Here is a 15,183-nt window from a genome sequence, read left to right on the forward strand (position 1 = left end):
AGACTAGGTCCTCAGGCCACCTTGACGCTGATTGTGTGGTAGCCGGTGGCACCATCCGGAGCTACGGGAGCCTTGTCTTCTGTCTGGGGTTCACCGGTGGAATCCGTGGCCCGCACCTGGACTTCGTAGTCGCCGGCTGTGAGGTCGATGCCGAGCTGCCACTGGTACCAGGTGTCGGTGGAGATACCGTTTCCCAGGGTGGCTTGTTGCCACGGACCCCGGTTAACGCGCAGCTCCACCCGTTTGACGCCCCGATGCTGGGCCCAAGCCACTCCGCCGAACTGCACCTTGCCTGCCTTAACTGTCCGGCCGTTGCGGGGTACGTCGATTCGCGATTGGGTTTTGATGGGTCCGTGGTCACTCCAGCCGCGGGGGGTCCAATACCCGATGTCGTCGGCGAACCGGGTGACTTTCAGTTCGGTCAGCCATTTGGTGGCGGACACATATCCGTAGAGTCCGGGCACGATCATGCGTACGGGGAAGCCGTGCTCCAGCGGCAATGGTTCACCGTTCATGCCAATGGCCAGCAGTGCATCCCTGCCGTCCGTGAGTGCCTCCAGGGGCGTACCGGCAGTCCAGCCGTCGTTGCTGGTGGACAGCACCATGTCCGCGCCGGCTTTGGGACCCGCCATGGTTAGGAGTTCGCGGACCGGCCAGCCCAGCCAGAGTGCGTTGCCGATGAGGTCTCCGCCGACGTTGTTGGACACGCAGGCGATGGTGATGTGCCGCTCCGTCATGGGCTTGGTGAGGAGGGTCGCGAAATCCAGTTCGATTTCCCGCTCCACCATTCCAGTGACCTTCAACTTCCACGAGGGTGGGTCGATGGCAGGAACCGTCAGGGCGGTGTCAATCCTGTAGAAGTCGGCATTGGGCGTCACCAGGGGGCTGATCCCGTCCACGGCCAGTGCCGCGCCGTTGGGGATGGCTTGGCGGGGTGTCGTGGGCTGTGGGAGCTTCAAAGTACTGCGGAAACCAGATGCGGCCGCTGTGGCACGCGTCAGGACAGCGGTCACCGTTCCGGCCACGACGGCGGCGATGGACGTCCCGGCGAGCGCGTTGAGGAAGCTGCGCCGGGCCAAGGGCGCGGGATCCGCCTCGTCCTGCCCGGGTGTCCCCCGGGAGGGGGCCCAGGTGGTCAATCTACGGATCAGGGTGCGCAACAGCAGCATGGTGACCACGGCCGCAACGATGGGCGCGAGGGCAGCCTGCGGTCCTGCTTGCGCGCGGGTAACGACGGCGGTCAGCCCCGCCGCGCCTGCCAGCCCTGCCAGTGCCAGGCCCCATCCGGTCCTGCGGTGCTCCAGGACTCCGGCCAGAGCGGCAAGGATCCCGGCGACCAGTCCGATGGAGGCGATGAGCACGATCTTGTCGGCCGTGCCGAACAATTCCACGGCCAGGTCCTTGACGCCCGGTGGCACGGCATCGATGACAGCGCCACCCAGGGCGGTCACTGGAGAGACCAGGGGGCTTGCCAGGCCCGCAGTCAGTTCCCCCGCTGCTATCCCGGCTGCCCCTGCGGCCACACCGGCCGCCGCAGCCCACAGGCGGGGGCGCATACGGCCTCGTCGCGGCAGGGACGTTACGGGATCCGGTGGGTCCACGTGCGGGCTGGGTTTGTTCATGCTGCTGGGCATGCCCATCATGCGCCTCCTGGGCGATTGTCAACTGAAGTAAGGGCGGAGGCCGACGGGCTGCCATCCCGGGTGGATCCGGCGGGGAGCGACAGCGCGAAGCGGCAACCGCCGTCGAGGTTGGTGACGCCCACCGTTCCTCCGTGGGCCTTGACGATTCCGGCCACCATGCTCAGGCCAATGCCGGCACCGCTGTAGCTCCCCTGCAACTCCGCGGTGGTTCCGCGCGCCGGGTTCTTCTGCCAGCCGGTTTCAAACAGGTGGGGAAGGTCGGCATCGGGGATACCGCCGCACTGGTCCTGTACTGCGACCACGGCATTCCCGTTGTCCCGCCCGACGCTCACATGCACGTCGCTGTCCGGACGGCTGTAGATGATGGCGTTCAAAAGGATGTTCCGTATGGCCCGCGCCAGGCTTGGCCCGTCGGCGACGGCCATGCACTCACGGTCCCCACCGCCGTCGAGCTTGATGCCCCGCTTCGCTGCCAACGGGGCCAGGTCCGAGAGGGCATCGCTGACGAGGTCGTAGAGGTCCAGTGGTTCGGCGCGAAGCTGCAGGCTGCCCGCCTGGATCTTGGACAATTCCAGGAGGTCATTGACCATGGCCGTCATTTGTTCGGTTTGCCCGATGATCTTCCGGTAGTAGCCGGGGACATCGGCCGCCATGCCGTCCTCCAAGGCTTCGGTCATGGCGCGCATGCTGGCCAGCGGTGTGCGGAGGTCGTGCGAAATCCAGGACACGAGTTCGCGCCTGGCCGTTTCGATGGCGGCCTCGCGTTCCCTGGACTCGGCAAGGCTACGGCTGCTTGCTTCCAGTTCCTGCGCAAGTTCGGCGAGCTCGGAGGTCACGGCGGGAGCCCTCCCCCGGCGGGCCTCCATGGTGTTGTCCAGGGTTTCGCCCCGCCCCAGCCTGCGGGCCGCATCCACCAACCGTGCCGCGTTACGGGACACCCCCGCGCCGAGCATCAGGGAGAGTGCAACGGCAACAGCCGAGGCGGTGGCAAGGATGTACCACATCACCTCAAGGTCCCTGGCGGAAATGAACATGGCGTTGAAGGCGCTGACCATCCCGGCCACCAAGACAGCTACGGTTGCCACCACCACCAGGAAAATCTGAGTGAGCACCGAGGCGCGGCGGAGCAACCGGAGGAGCACCAATGTGGTGGCACCGATGAGGACGGCCCACAACAGGACCCAGGCGAGGATGGTCCACAGTTCACTGCCTCCCATGCCCACCTCCTGTGTCATCGAAACGGTAACCAACGCCCCAGACCGTCTTGATCAGTTCGGGCGTGGTGGGATTTGCTTCGATCTTCTCCCGCAAGCGCCGGACATGCACCGTGACGGTGGAGAGGTCTCCGAAGTCCCAACCCCAGACGGCTTTGATCAGTTCCTCGCGGCTAAAGACCTGGTTTGGCCTGCGCATCAGGAACGCCAGGAGGTCGAATTCACGGACCGTCAGGGCCAACGGGTTGCCGTTGTGGGTGACCGTCCTGGACGCCGGATCGAGTTCGAGTCCGGCGGCCTCCACCGATGGTTCCGGGGCAAACTCCTTGACGCTGCGGCGGAGGACCGACTTGACCCGAAGAACAAGTTCCCGGGGCGAGAAAGGCTTGGTGACGTAGTCGTCGGCGCCCATCTCCAAGCCAAGGATCCGATCGTCTTCGGTTCCCAGGGCCGTGACCATGATGACCGGTACGCTCATGGTCTGGCGCAGCCGCCTGCAGACCTCAACACCGTCCAGTCCGGGCAGCATGCGGTCCAGGATCACCAGGTCCGGCTGCCGGGACGCTGCAACCTTGAGCGCGGTGAAGCCATCCGCAGCCATGTCCACCTGGAAGCCTGCCTTCAGCAGGTAGTCGCGGACAACATCGGCGATGGTCTGTTCGTCCTCTACCAGGAGGACCCGGCGGTTTCCCGGGTCCATTGCTGATGCCGTATTTGTGGTCACGCTTTCAGCATAGGTTTGCCGGCGGCACCCGGCACCCGATCGTGGCGTCGGCGGGGGAAGCGTATTGAATCCGTAAGAACTCTGTGACTGTAACTGGTGTCACTGATCCGGCCGGGGTGGCGTAGCCTGAATTTATGACTGTTCAGCTGGGCATGCCGGTGCCCCCGTCGGGTGCCGCCACAGGCAGCACGGAAAGTGGCGTGGGGGTTCCGCCGCCGCGTCCCGCGGGCACGCCCGCAGGGTTGTGGGACCGTTACGGGCGGCGCGCCACGGACATGCGCCTGTCACTGACGGACAAATGCAACCTGCGCTGCACCTACTGCATGCCCGCCGAGGGCCTGGAGTGGTTGTCCAAGCAGGCCGTAATGACCAAGGATGAAATCATCCGCATTGTGCAAGTCGGGGTCACGGCCCTGGGTGTGCGGGAACTCCGCCTTACCGGCGGTGAGCCCTTGGTGCGCGCCGACCTGGTGGACATTATCTCCGGCATTCGAAGCAATCATCCCGACCTCCCCATCTCCATGACCACCAACGGCGTCGGGCTGGACAAGAAAGCCGCAGCGTTGAAGGCCGCAGGGCTCACCCGGATCAACGTCTCGCTGGATTCCCTTCACGAAGAAACGTTCACCAAGCTCACCCGCCGTCCATTCCTGGATCGCGTCCTGGCCGGCGTCGATGCTGCCTGGGCGGCCGGCCTGGGCCCCGTGAAACTGAACGCCGTGCTGATGCGCGGCATCAACGACGCCGAATCGCCGGACCTCCTGGCCTGGGCGTTGGGTCGCGGTTACGAACTTCGCTTCATCGAGCAGATGCCCTTGGATGCCGATCACGGCTGGACCCGGCGCAACATGATCACGGCTGCCGAGATCCGCACGCTGCTGTCACGCGACTACGTCCTGGACCACGACCCCCGCGAACGGGACGGCGCCCCCGCGGAACGCTTTGAAGTACGACGCCGGGATACGGCTTCCGGTCTTGCCACCGGTCCGGTCCTCGGTACCGTGGGCATCATCGCCTCGGTCACGGAGCCGTTCTGCTCCGACTGCCGGCGGACGCGCATCACCGCCGAAGGCAAGATCATGAGCTGTCTCTTCTCCCGCGAGGAGTTCGACCTCCTGGGCCTCCTTCGTGGAGGAGCCACCGACGAGGAACTTGCGCAACGGTGGCAGGACGCCATGTGGGTCAAGCCCAAGGCGCACGGAATGGACCACACCGGTCTCGGCGCAGCGGACTTCGTCCAGCCGGACCGCAGCATGAGTGCAATCGGAGGCTGAAACCATGCTTGTCCGCTACTTCGCTGCCGCACGCTCGGCCGCAGGAGTCGAAGAAGAAGTCCACCACCTGCCGGAAGGCACCAGCCTGGAGGCGCTGCTGGAAGCCGCCCTCGCCGTCGAACGTCCCGTGCCCCCGGACGGCACGCCGACCCTCGCGCGCATCGTTGCACGCAGCAGCTTCCTCCGCAACGAAGTGGCTGTGCGCGACCGTTCGGCCCCGCTGAGCCCGCACGACGTCATCGACGTCCTGCCGCCTTTTGCCGGGGGCTAGGCGCCGGGCGTTGACACCCTGCGGAAAACGCTTTTCAGCAACGGACTGAAGCCCGATGTTCCTTCGAGCCGCAGATCGGCTGTGTGCACCAGTACCCCGTCCTCGACGCGGAACGTGTGCCTGGCCACGCCGTCGTCCGTGCGCCGGTCCAGCGTCAGAATGCCTGCGTTCCACGAACCCCTGACGGGACTGGACGGCGGCCGGCCCATGCTGTCCACGTAGTACCAAAGCGTGTCACCGTGTTCGCGGTCCACAGTGAACATGCCATGCCCTTCGAAGTGTGTCCCATCCGCTTCGCGGTGCCGGTAACTCTGCACGACGGCGTAGCCGCTGGCGGCCCTGCTGAACACCACTTCGGCCTCGGCAGTCCGCGCACTCCCCCACGGTGATGGGGCGATCTCCGTGACTCCACGCCAATGGCCAAGGAAATCCTGCAGCATCTCCGCGGCGTGGCCGCGTGGGGGCAGTTCCATCACATCTCCAACGTCAACAGGGCAGCATCATCACTGTGTGATCATGCTGCCCTGCCGGGAGTGTGCGAGTCCAGAGTCGGAATCTGTCTTGAGTCAGAGGCCGAACGTCTCGGTTTCCTCAAAGGGGCCTACCACCGTGATGGTGCGCGGAGCGGCCGCGAGTTCGCGGGCGAGCTCCTGGACGTCGCCCACAGTGACGGCCTGGATCCGGGCCAAGGTCTCATCGATGTCCTGGAACTCTCCGGACACCAGTTCCGCCCGGCCCAACCTGGACATCCGTGAGCCCGTGTCCTCAAGGGCCAACACGATGCCACCGCTGAGCTGGCCCACGGCCTTCCTGAGCTCTTCTTCGGTAATGCCGTCCTTGGCGAGCTTATCCAGCTCCACGCCCAGCAGTTCCAGCACCTGGCGGACCTTGGACGGGGTGCAGCCGGCGTACATGCCGAAGTACCCGGCGTCGGCGTAAGCGGCGGTGAAGGAGTACGTGGAGTAGACCAGGCCCCGCTTCTCGCGGATCTCCTGGAAGAGCCTGGAGGACATGCCACCGCCCAGGACTGCGTTGAGCACGCTCATGACGAAGCGGCGGTCATCCGTGGCGACGATCGTCGGGCAACCCATGATGATGTTTGCCTGCTCCACAGGACGCTTCACGACGTGGAGGCCGGCGGTGCCTGTAATGACGGCACGCTCCGTCCCACGGCGTTCCACGGGCGCTGCACCGGAATCCAGCTGCCAACCGGCAGCTTTCAACGCATCAAGGACAAGTTCACAGACGACGTCGTGGTCCAGGCCGCCCGCTGCGGTGATGACCAGTTCCTCGGGGCGGTAGTAGCGCTGGTAGTGCTCCCACACCGAGTCCCTTGCCACAGCCTTGATCGCATCCGGTGTTCCGCCGATCGGCCGGGCCAGCGGGTGGCTGCCGAGCACTGCTGCCACGAATTTCTCGTGCGCCACATCGGTGGGGTCGTCGCTGTCCATGGCGATTTCCTCGAGGATGACGTCGCGTTCCTGCTCCAGTTCGGCAGGGTCAAGGACAGCGCCGGTGATCATATCGGCAATGACATCAATGGCCATGGGAAGATCCGTATCGAGGACCCGTGCGAAGTAGCAGGTGCTTTCCTTGGCGGTGGCTGCGTTGGATTCGCCGCCTACCTCGTCGAACGCAGACGCTATCTCCAGCGCTGTGCGCCTCTTGGTGCCCTTGAACAGCAGGTGTTCAAGGAAGTGTGTGGAACCATGCTGGCCGTCCGCTTCGTCGCGCGAACCCACTGCCACCCAGAAACCTATGGTGGCCGAACGCTGCCCGGGCATCGCCTCGGTCAGGACGCGCACGCCGCCGGGAAGCACGGAGCGCCGCACGACGGAACCGCCCTCTGCACCATGGATCAGTTCGCCGCCGGGAAGGGTTTGCTCCAGCGGCAAGGGTACGACAGTCATTAAGGCCTTTCAGGGTTAAGGCCGGAAGGGCCGGTGGAGCTTTTTCAAGCCCACCGGCCCCGCCGGGTGTACTGCTTACAGACTACTCTGCAGACTCTTCAACGACCTCGGCCGGAGCGTCCTCGGAAGCTGCGCCTTCTTCGTCGGCAACAACCGGCGAGAGGGAGAGCTTTCCACGGTCGTCGATCTTGGTGATCTCGACCTGTACCTTCTGGCCCACGGAGACGACGTCATCAACGTTATCCACGCGCTTGCCGTTGGCCAGCTTGCGGAGCTCGGAGATGTGCAGCAGGCCGTCCTTGCCCGGCGTCAGGGAGACGAAGGCGCCGAAGGTGGTGGTCTTGACGACCGTACCCAGGTAGCGCTCACCGATTTCCGGAACCTGCGGGTTGGCGATGGCGTTGATGGCGGAACGTGCTGCGTCGGCAGACGGGCCGTTGGTGGCGCCAATGTAGACCGTGCCGTCATCTTCGATGGAGATGTCCGCGCCCGTGTCTTCCTGGATCTGGTTGATCATCTTGCCCTTGGGGCCGATGACCTCGCCGATCTTGTCCACGGGGATCTTGACGGCGATGACGCGCGGGGCGAACTCGGAGAGCTCATCCGGGGTGTCGATCGCTGCGTTGATGACCTCGAGGATGTGGAGGCGGGCTTCGCGGGCCTGCTTCAGTGCTGCTGCCAGCACGGACGCGGGGATGCCGTCGAGCTTGGTGTCCAGCTGGATGGCTGTGACGAACTCGGACGTACCGGCAACCTTGAAGTCCATGTCGCCGAAAGCGTCTTCGGCGCCGAGGATGTCAGTCAGTGCTGCGTAACGGGTCTGGCCGTCAACCTGGTCGGAAACCAGGCCCATGGCGATACCGGCAACAGCTGCCTTCAGCGGCACACCGGCGTTGAGCATGGAGAGCGTCGAGGCACACACCGAACCCATGGACGTCGAACCGTTGGAACCGAGGGCCTCGGATACCTGGCGGATGGCGTACGGGAATTCTTCACGGCTGGGCAGAACCGGAACCAGGGCGCGCTCTGCGAGGGCACCGTGGCCGATTTCGCGGCGCTTCGGGGATCCGACGCGGCCGGTCTCACCGGTGGAGTACGGCGGGAAGTTGTAGTTGTGCATGTAGCGCTTGCGCGTTACCGGCGACAACGAGTCGATCTGCTGCTCCATCTTGAGCATGTTCAGCGTGGTGACACCCATGATCTGGGTCTCGCCGCGCTCGAAGATGGCCGAACCATGAACGCGGGGCAGAACCTCTACCTCTGCGGTCAGCTGGCGGATGTCCGTCAGGCCACGGCCGTCGATGCGGACCTGGTCCTTGAGGATGCGCTGGCGCACGACGTGCTTGGTGACCGAGCGGAACGCTGCGGAGAGTTCCTTCTCGCGGCCCTCGAACTCGCCCGCAAGTGAGCCCAGGACTTCGTCCTTGAGTTCGTCGGAAGCGGCGTCGCGCTCCTGCTTGTCAGCGATCTGGAAGACCTTGGCCAGCTTGTCAGCGGCAGCGGCTTCAACAGCTGCGTAGACGTCGTCCTGATAGTCAAGGAAGACCGGGAACTCGACGGTCGGCTTGGCGGCGCGTGCCGCCAGGTCTGCCTGTGCTTCGCAGAGTGCCTTGATGAACGGCTTGGCAGCCTCGAGGCCCTCGGAAACAACCTCTTCGGTAGGAGCTGTTGCGCCCTGTTCCTTGATGAGGTTCCAGGAGTTGTCGGTGGCTTCGGCTTCCACCATCATGATGGCGACGTCGTCACCGGCAATGCGGCCGGCAACAACCATGTTGAAGACGGCGTTCTCAAGCTGGGAGTGCTTGGGGAAAGCGACCCACTGCGAACCGTGTTCGTCGGCGATGAGGGCGACGCGGACGCCACCGATCGGGCCGGAGAACGGGAGGCCGGAAAGCTGCGTGGACATCGAGGACGCGTTGATGGCGACGACGTCGTAGAGCTCGTCCGGGTTGATCGCCAGGACAGTAACGACGATCTGGACTTCGTTGCGCAGGCCCTTGACGAACGCGGGGCGCAGCGGACGGTCCATGAGGCGGCAGGCCAGGATGGCTTCCGTGGACGGGCGGCCTTCGCGGCGGAAGAACGATCCCGGGATACGGCCGGCTGCGTACATGCGCTCTTCAACGTCAACCGTCAGGGGGAAGAAGTCGAAACCTTCGCGCGGCTGCTTGCCGGCGGTGGTTGCGGAGAGCAGTGCGGTGTCTTCGTCGATGTAGACCATCGAGGCGCCGGCTGCCTGCTTGGCAAGGCGGCCGGTTTCGAAGCGAATGACGCGCTTGCCAAAACGGCCGTTGTCGATAATGGCTTCGGAGAACTGGATTTCGGGACCCTCCATAGAGAGTCACCTCCGTTTCTGTTAGCGGAAGTCCGCCGCATCAACCCAGGCCTCTTCTTTTTTCCTGGCCTGTACGACACCCGGTCATCGATCGAGATCCACGGGCCTCATCACCACAGATGAGCTTCCCGGGAATCACTACCGAGGACCGCGAATGCGCGATGCGGTTGATTCCTGTTTTTAGTTGTTGGTGAAGAAGGCGGCCCGTTCCGGAAAGGAGCGGGCCGCCCCTAAAGGCAGACTAGCGGCGCAGGCCGAGGCGCTCGATGAGCGAACGGTAGCGGGCGATGTCAGTGTTCTTCAGGTAGGAAAGCATGCGCTTGCGACGACCAACCATGGCCAGCAAACCGCGCTGGGTGTGGAAGTCGTGCTTGTGCTCCTTCATGTGCTCAGTCAGATCCTTGATCCGCTGGGTCAGAACTGCAACCTGGACCTCGGGCGAACCGGTGTCGCCTTCAGAGGTTGCGTATTCCTTGATGATGGACTGCTTTACAGCGGCGTCAAGTGCCACGTGAACTCCTAGAGTTGTGCCGTGCGTCCCGGTGCAGCGCCTCGCTGACGGGTTGCCTTTGGTGCGTTGCCGCACACAAAAACAGGTCCAGCTGCCACGGACTGCGGCCGGATCCATTCACCAGTTTACCGGCAGGTCAGCAGTGTTGTCGAAATCCGCCTAGCGCCGGGTCAGCAGTTCGTGCGCCTGGGCTACGTCCAGGCACATTTGCTCCACCAGGGCTTCAGGTCCACGGTAGGCAACCATGCCGCGCAGGCGCTGCGTGAATTCGACAGCAACGGTCTGCCCGTAGAGGTCGAAGTCCTCCACTTTTTCCTCGGGACGATCGATCACGTGGGCCTCCACCTGGCGGCTCACGCCGTCGAAGGTGGGGTTGGAACCAACGGAAATAGCGGCGGGCCACCGTGTGCCGGACTGGTCGATCAACCACCCTGCATAAATGCCGTCCGCCGGAACATACCCCGTGGAGTCGTGGGCGAGGTTGGCTGTGGGAAAACCGAGATCGCGTCCGCGGGCTGCGCCGTGCACCACTTCGCCGCGCATGCGGTGCGGGCGGCCAAGCACAGCGGCAGCGGTCACGACGTCGCCTTCGGACAGGGCTTCCCGCACCCAAGTGGAGGAACAGCGGCGGTCAGCGTCGCCGTCGTCGTGTACCGGAGAGCCTCCGGCTCCGTACTCGTTGACCACCTGCACGCCGAACCCAAGCTCCTCGCCCAGTTGCTGCATGGTGACCACATCCCCCACGTTCCCGGCACCAAAGCGGAGGTCGTGGCCTACGACGACGTGCGCGGCGTGAAGTCCGTCAAGGATGACATCGCGGACGAACTCGACCGGTGTCATCGCCGCCAGGTCCAGGGTGTACTTCATGACCAGCACGGCATCGACGCCGGTGTCCCCGAGGGCGTCGAGCTTGTCCTGGAGGCCCATGATCAGCTCGGGAGCGGAATCGGGCCTGTGGACCTGGGCCGGATGCGGATCAAAAGTCACGGCAACCGACGGAATGTTGTGCCGCTTGGCGGTGCCCGTCAGCTGCGACAGGACATGCTGGTGCCCGCGATGGACGCCGTCAAAGTTCCCAATGGTAACGACAGTAGGTCCGAAGTCCTTGGGGACTTCGGTGGGATCGTTCCAGATGTGGACCATCAACCTCGCCTTTTACTGCAGATGTTCGGTGCGCCCGGCAACCTCCCGGCGCCGGAACATTCTAAGGTTACCCGCAAGGGCGGTTGGCTCAGGACGGGCGGCGCTTGTTCAGCCACAGGAGGCCAAGGATGGGCAGGACAAGCGGGACGAAACCGTAACCGCGGCCGAACAGCGACCACACGGTATCGTGCGGGAACGCCACGGGGTCGAAGAGGCTGATGGCGCCCACCACCAGCACGCCGATGAGCTCCGTCAGCACGGCGGCCACTGAGACCTTGAACCACGTGCGGCCCGGCTTGGCCAGCGAGATGGTCGCCACAATATAGACGACGGCGGCAAAGGCCGAGAGGATATGCGCCAGCGGTGCTTCGGCGAACTTCGTAGCGATCTGATAGCCGGCACGCGCGGTCGCGGAGAGGGCGAAAACGGCGTACACCGCGATCAGGAGGCGGCCAGGCCCGGTGTTCCGGGTATCCTTCTTCGGCTGCGGGGTTGCCGGATTGGTCTCAGTTCCAGTCACGATGGGTTCTTCTTTCAAGGTCAGTACCAAATCTGGTTCATGCGTGCGCCCATGACGAGGACCGTGACGCCTACCGCAGCGAGGACGAAGTTGCTCCAGCGGGTGCGTTCGAGGATGGCCCAGTACACCGCACCCAGCGGGATCATGAGCGCCGTGATCAGGTAGCCCCAGAATTCCCAGGCTTCCCCGGCAATCTGCTCGCCCAAGGCAACCCGGATGATGGAACCTACCAGGTACACCACCAGGACCAGTTCAACGGCGAGTACCGAGTAGATGGTGGGATCATTCGGGGCCTTTTTCATCAGCCCGGCCACCACGCACATGATGGTCGAAACCAGTCCGATAATCAGGAGGGCATAGAAATATCCGTCCATGGCTACTTCGCCTCCCCCGAACCGGTTCCCGGAGCGAACACCAACACGGGCTTGGCAAAGCTCCCGGTGTCAGCCAGCAACGCCACCAATTCCCCCGATGGTGCGAAGGCAGCTGCGGGATTTTCTGCCGTGGCAGCCTCCTCGGTGCCTGCTCCCGGCCCCGCGGCGATGCGGCGGCCGAACGAGATCTCCGTTGTTTCGTCCTCGCTGAGCTCGCGGTTTGGCATCAAGGAGCGGGCAGCGAGGGACATGTCCAGCACCTTGAGCTCTTCGGCCAGTTCCTCCAGGGTCCTTGCCTGCTCGAGCGTATACGGCCCCACCTGCGTCCGACGCAGGGCCGTGAGGTGGCCGCCGACGCCCAAACCGTTTCCAAGGTCGCGGGCCAGGGCCCGGATGTATGTCCCGGAAGAACACTCCACGGTGACGTCCACGTCAACTACCCTGCCGCCGTCGAGCCTGTTGATCGCGTGCACCTCGAAGCGGTGGATCGTCACGGGGCGCGCTGCGAGCTTCACTTCCTCCCCGGAGCGGACCCGGGCGTAGGAGCGTTCGCCGTTGACCTTGATGGCGCTCACGCTGCTGGGCACCTGCTGGATAGGGCCAGTGAGCGCGGCAACCCCGGCCGCGATGGCGTCATCGGTGACGTCCGCGGCACTCCGGGCCTCCGTAACGTCGCCCTCGGCGTCGTCCGTGATGGTGGTTTCACCGAGCCTGATGGTGGCCGTATAAGTCTTGGAGGTGCCCACGATGTACGTCAGCAGGCGCGTCGCCTTATTGATGCCAAGCACCAGGACGCCGGTGGCCATGGGATCCAGCGTCCCCGCATGCCCCACTTTCCGGGTACCAGCCAGCCGCCGCATCCGGCCAACCACATCGTGGCTGGTCCATCCCTGCGGTTTGTCAACGATTACCAGTCCAGAAAGCACGCTTACCAGTATATGGGTGGCTAGGATGGCTCCCATGCCTGAGCTTGCCTTGCACGTCCGTGACGTCCCCGTGAACCAGATCCGCGAAATCACCGAGGCCGCGTGGGCCACCCCCGGCGCGATCGTCCTGAGCATCGGCGAACCGGGGTTTGCGCTGCCACGGCACGTCCTCGACGCCGGCATTGCCTGCCTGGACCGGGATGAGACCAACTACACACCCAACGCGGGGATACCCGCTCTCCGGGAAGCGTTCGCCGCCCGCTTCCGCGAACAGCAGGGCGTAGGGATCGGTGCTGAACGGGTTTATGTGGTGGACGGCGCCCAGCAAGGCCTGCATTTCGCCATGAGCCTTCTCCTCTCCCCCGGCGACGAGATCCTCATCCCAAACCCCGGCTACCCCACGTTTGCCATGACCAGCCGGCTGCTTCACGCCGTGCCCGTACAGTATCCGTTGTATCCCAAGAACGACTTCCAGCCGCACATCGAGGACATCGAAGCACTCATCACGCCCCGGACCCGTGTCCTCGTGCTGAACTCGCCGTCCAACCCGTTAGGGGCGGTCATCAGTGAAGAAGCCACCCGGGAATTGGTGGAACTGGCCGTCCGGCACGACCTCTGGATCATCTCGGACGAATGCTACGAAGCCTTCACCTTCGATGTCCCGCACGTCAGCCCAGCGCGCTTCGACAGCAACGTCCCAGGGGAAGCCCGCGTGTTCACCTCGTTGACGCTGTCCAAGACGTACGGACTGACAGGCCTGCGCATCGGGGCGTTGATCTGCCCTCCGGGGATTGAGCAGAAGATGAACAACGTCATGGAATCGATCGTCTCCTGCGTCGCGTCACCCTCGCAGTACGCTGCGCTGGCCGCATCGACCGGGCCCCAGGACTACGTTTACCAGGCCCGCGATCATTACCGGAACAACCGCGACGCGGCCTCGGCCGTGCTGGAAGCCAAGGGTATTCCGTTCCTCGGGGCACAGGGCGCGTTCTATCTCTGGGCCGACGTCTCGCACGTAAGCGGCGGGGACGTCCGCACGTGGGTGCGCAAGTTCCTGGCGGAATCGGGAGTCTCGTTCGCGCCGGGCACGGCGTTCGGGTCGATCGGCGAGGGCTGGATCAGGATCGCCCTTTGTGGCGGTCACCAGGACCTGCTCGACGGCGTCAATCGCCTTCCAGCGAAGGTTTAGCTGCCGCCGGACCTAGTACGACGTCCGGCGCGTATGGTGCTTCCAGGCCTCGAACGGGTCCTCCGCCGCTGCCAACTGGGCGTGCTCCACGGGCAGCAGTTCCGGCCTGCTGCCGGCGAAGTACTCATAGAACACCGCGTCGTCGAAGCCGGCCCGCGCCGCGCCGTGCCGGTCCGCGGCAAAGTAGACGCGTCCGATCCTGGCCCAAAGCGTCGCCGACAGGCACAACGGACAAGGCTCGCAGCTTGCGTAGAGAACGGAACCGGTGAGGTCGAACTTCCTCAGCTCGGCAGCCGCACGACGAATGGCCACCACTTCCGCGTGCGCCGTGGGATCGTGGTCGCGTGTAACCCGGTTGACCCCCTCATGGACGGTTCCGTCCGCGGTGACCACGACGGCGCCGAAAGGGCCGCCGCCGTCGGAAACGTTTTGTACCGCCAAGCGAATGGCCCGGTTCAAATATTCATCCCGCTGCTGAGCATCGTGCGCCGACATGCTCCGATCCTAACCAGTTTGTAAACAGATAATGCCCCTAAGAGCGTCTCTTAGGAGCATTATCTGAACAAAAACTTTGAGGTCTTAGCGATTGGCGTCTTCGTCGAGTTCGTCGTCGCCGGAGAGGTCGATGTCCTCTTCGTCGAAGTCGTCTTCGTCGATGTCAGCCGGAGTGTCGCTCTTGTACGGATCGGCCTCGCCTGCCGGCTTGGCGCCGGCCGCCAAGGCAGCAACCTCGGCGTCGCGGCGCTTGGCCTCGCGCAACAGTTCCTCAAGGTTCGAGGCGTTGACCGGAATCTGGTCCGCGACGAACTCAAGAGTCGGGGTCAGCCGGACGGTGATGTTGCGGCCAACTTCCTGGCGCAGCACACCCTTGGCCTTCTCCAGCGCCTTGGCGGCGTCGGTGTGGGCCACTTCATCGCCAAAGACGGTGTAGTAGATGGTTGCGTGCTGAAGGTCGTTGGTGACGCGGGCGTCGGTGACCGTAATGGACTCGACGCGCGGATCCTTGACCCGGCGACCGAGGGCCTCAGCGACGACGACCTTTATCCGCTGTGCCAATTTGGCGGCGCGTGCGGGATCAGCCATGACTTCCTCCTGGAAAGTAGAAACGGGTACGGAACGGGTCCGCCGGGGCTACCCGACGGACCCGCT

The 15,183-nt window shown here is 64.4% G+C and carries 16 protein-coding genes; 3 read left to right on the forward strand and 13 right to left on the reverse strand.

The features are described 5' to 3' along the window. Positions 1-11 precede the first annotated feature (11 nt). From NEK97_RS18095 to NEK97_RS18105, 3 genes are all read right to left on the reverse strand, one after another. Positions 12-1,556: a molybdopterin-dependent oxidoreductase gene (locus NEK97_RS18095; protein ID WP_257371167.1), complete on the reverse strand. Its 1,545-nt coding sequence runs from the start codon at positions 1,554-1,556 to the stop codon at positions 12-14. An 83-nt stretch (positions 1,557-1,639) separates the two neighbouring features. Further along, entirely contained in the window at positions 1,640-2,860 is a 1,221-nt protein-coding gene (locus tag NEK97_RS18100) for a sensor histidine kinase KdpD (RefSeq protein ID WP_257371123.1), read from the reverse strand. Beyond that, positions 2,847-3,581, reverse strand: coding sequence for a response regulator transcription factor (locus tag NEK97_RS18105; protein WP_284987777.1), 735 nt, complete (start codon positions 3,579-3,581; stop codon positions 2,847-2,849). The genes NEK97_RS18100 and NEK97_RS18105 overlap by 14 nt, the downstream gene beginning before the upstream one ends. A 134-nt stretch (positions 3,582-3,715) precedes the next feature. On the opposite strand from NEK97_RS18105, the gene moaA reads away from it, so the two are divergent. Continuing rightward, the gene (gene moaA, locus NEK97_RS18110) at positions 3,716-4,855 is read left to right on the forward strand and encodes a GTP 3',8-cyclase MoaA (RefSeq protein ID WP_257371124.1); all 1,140 of its coding nucleotides are present in this window, start codon (positions 3,716-3,718) and stop codon (positions 4,853-4,855) included. Positions 4,856-4,859: 4 nt separating this feature from the next. Next, entirely contained in the window at positions 4,860-5,126 is a 267-nt protein-coding gene (locus NEK97_RS18115) for a MoaD/ThiS family protein (RefSeq protein WP_257371125.1), read from the forward strand. On the opposite strand, the gene NEK97_RS18120 is transcribed toward NEK97_RS18115, so the two are convergent. From NEK97_RS18120 to truB, 8 genes are all read right to left on the reverse strand, one after another. Further along, on the reverse strand, positions 5,123-5,599 hold the full coding sequence (locus NEK97_RS18120; RefSeq protein ID WP_257371126.1) for a DUF1579 family protein: 477 nt from the start codon (positions 5,597-5,599) through the stop codon (positions 5,123-5,125). The genes NEK97_RS18115 and NEK97_RS18120 overlap by 4 nt on opposite strands. Before the next feature lie 93 nt (positions 5,600-5,692). Beyond that, the gene (locus tag NEK97_RS18125; RefSeq protein WP_257371127.1) at positions 5,693-7,036 is read right to left on the reverse strand and encodes a pitrilysin family protein; all 1,344 of its coding nucleotides are present in this window, start codon (positions 7,034-7,036) and stop codon (positions 5,693-5,695) included. Positions 7,037-7,118: 82 nt separating this feature from the next. After that, the gene (locus NEK97_RS18130) at positions 7,119-9,371 is read right to left on the reverse strand and encodes a polyribonucleotide nucleotidyltransferase (protein ID WP_257371128.1); all 2,253 of its coding nucleotides are present in this window, start codon (positions 9,369-9,371) and stop codon (positions 7,119-7,121) included. A 241-nt stretch (positions 9,372-9,612) separates the two neighbouring features. Further along, positions 9,613-9,882: a 30S ribosomal protein S15 gene (gene rpsO, locus NEK97_RS18135; protein WP_144652206.1), complete on the reverse strand. Its 270-nt coding sequence runs from the start codon at positions 9,880-9,882 to the stop codon at positions 9,613-9,615. Between the two features lie 159 nt (positions 9,883-10,041). Next, the gene (locus NEK97_RS18140; protein ID WP_235521807.1) at positions 10,042-11,025 is read right to left on the reverse strand and encodes a bifunctional riboflavin kinase/FAD synthetase; all 984 of its coding nucleotides are present in this window, start codon (positions 11,023-11,025) and stop codon (positions 10,042-10,044) included. An 88-nt stretch (positions 11,026-11,113) separates the two neighbouring features. After that, on the reverse strand, positions 11,114-11,563 hold the full coding sequence (locus NEK97_RS18145) for a hypothetical protein (protein WP_306673144.1): 450 nt from the start codon (positions 11,561-11,563) through the stop codon (positions 11,114-11,116). Positions 11,564-11,565: 2 nt separating this feature from the next. After that, the gene (locus NEK97_RS18150) at positions 11,566-11,919 is read right to left on the reverse strand and encodes a hypothetical protein (protein WP_257371130.1); all 354 of its coding nucleotides are present in this window, start codon (positions 11,917-11,919) and stop codon (positions 11,566-11,568) included. A 2-nt stretch (positions 11,920-11,921) separates the two neighbouring features. After that, positions 11,922-12,845, reverse strand: coding sequence for a tRNA pseudouridine(55) synthase TruB (gene truB / locus NEK97_RS18155; protein WP_257371131.1), 924 nt, complete (start codon positions 12,843-12,845; stop codon positions 11,922-11,924). Between the two features lie 34 nt (positions 12,846-12,879). Between truB and NEK97_RS18160 the strand changes: the two genes are divergently transcribed. Next, positions 12,880-14,034 carry a pyridoxal phosphate-dependent aminotransferase gene (locus tag NEK97_RS18160; RefSeq protein ID WP_257371132.1) on the forward strand — a complete coding sequence of 385 codons (1,155 nt, stop codon included), beginning with the start codon at positions 12,880-12,882 and terminating at the stop codon, positions 14,032-14,034. Between the two features lie 12 nt (positions 14,035-14,046). Here NEK97_RS18160 and NEK97_RS18165 read toward each other — a convergent pair whose 3' ends face one another. Both NEK97_RS18165 and rbfA read right to left on the reverse strand, forming a co-directional pair. Beyond that, positions 14,047-14,529: a nucleoside deaminase gene (locus tag NEK97_RS18165; RefSeq protein ID WP_257371133.1), complete on the reverse strand. Its 483-nt coding sequence runs from the start codon at positions 14,527-14,529 to the stop codon at positions 14,047-14,049. Positions 14,530-14,613: 84 nt separating this feature from the next. After that, positions 14,614-15,117, reverse strand: a complete 504-nt coding sequence (rbfA, locus tag NEK97_RS18170) for a 30S ribosome-binding factor RbfA (protein WP_257371136.1) — start codon at positions 15,115-15,117, stop codon at positions 14,614-14,616. Positions 15,118-15,183: the final 66 nt, after the last annotated feature.

Source organism: Paenarthrobacter sp. UW852 (assembly GCF_024608385.1).
Taxonomy (GTDB): Bacteria; Actinomycetota; Actinomycetes; order Actinomycetales; family Micrococcaceae; genus Arthrobacter.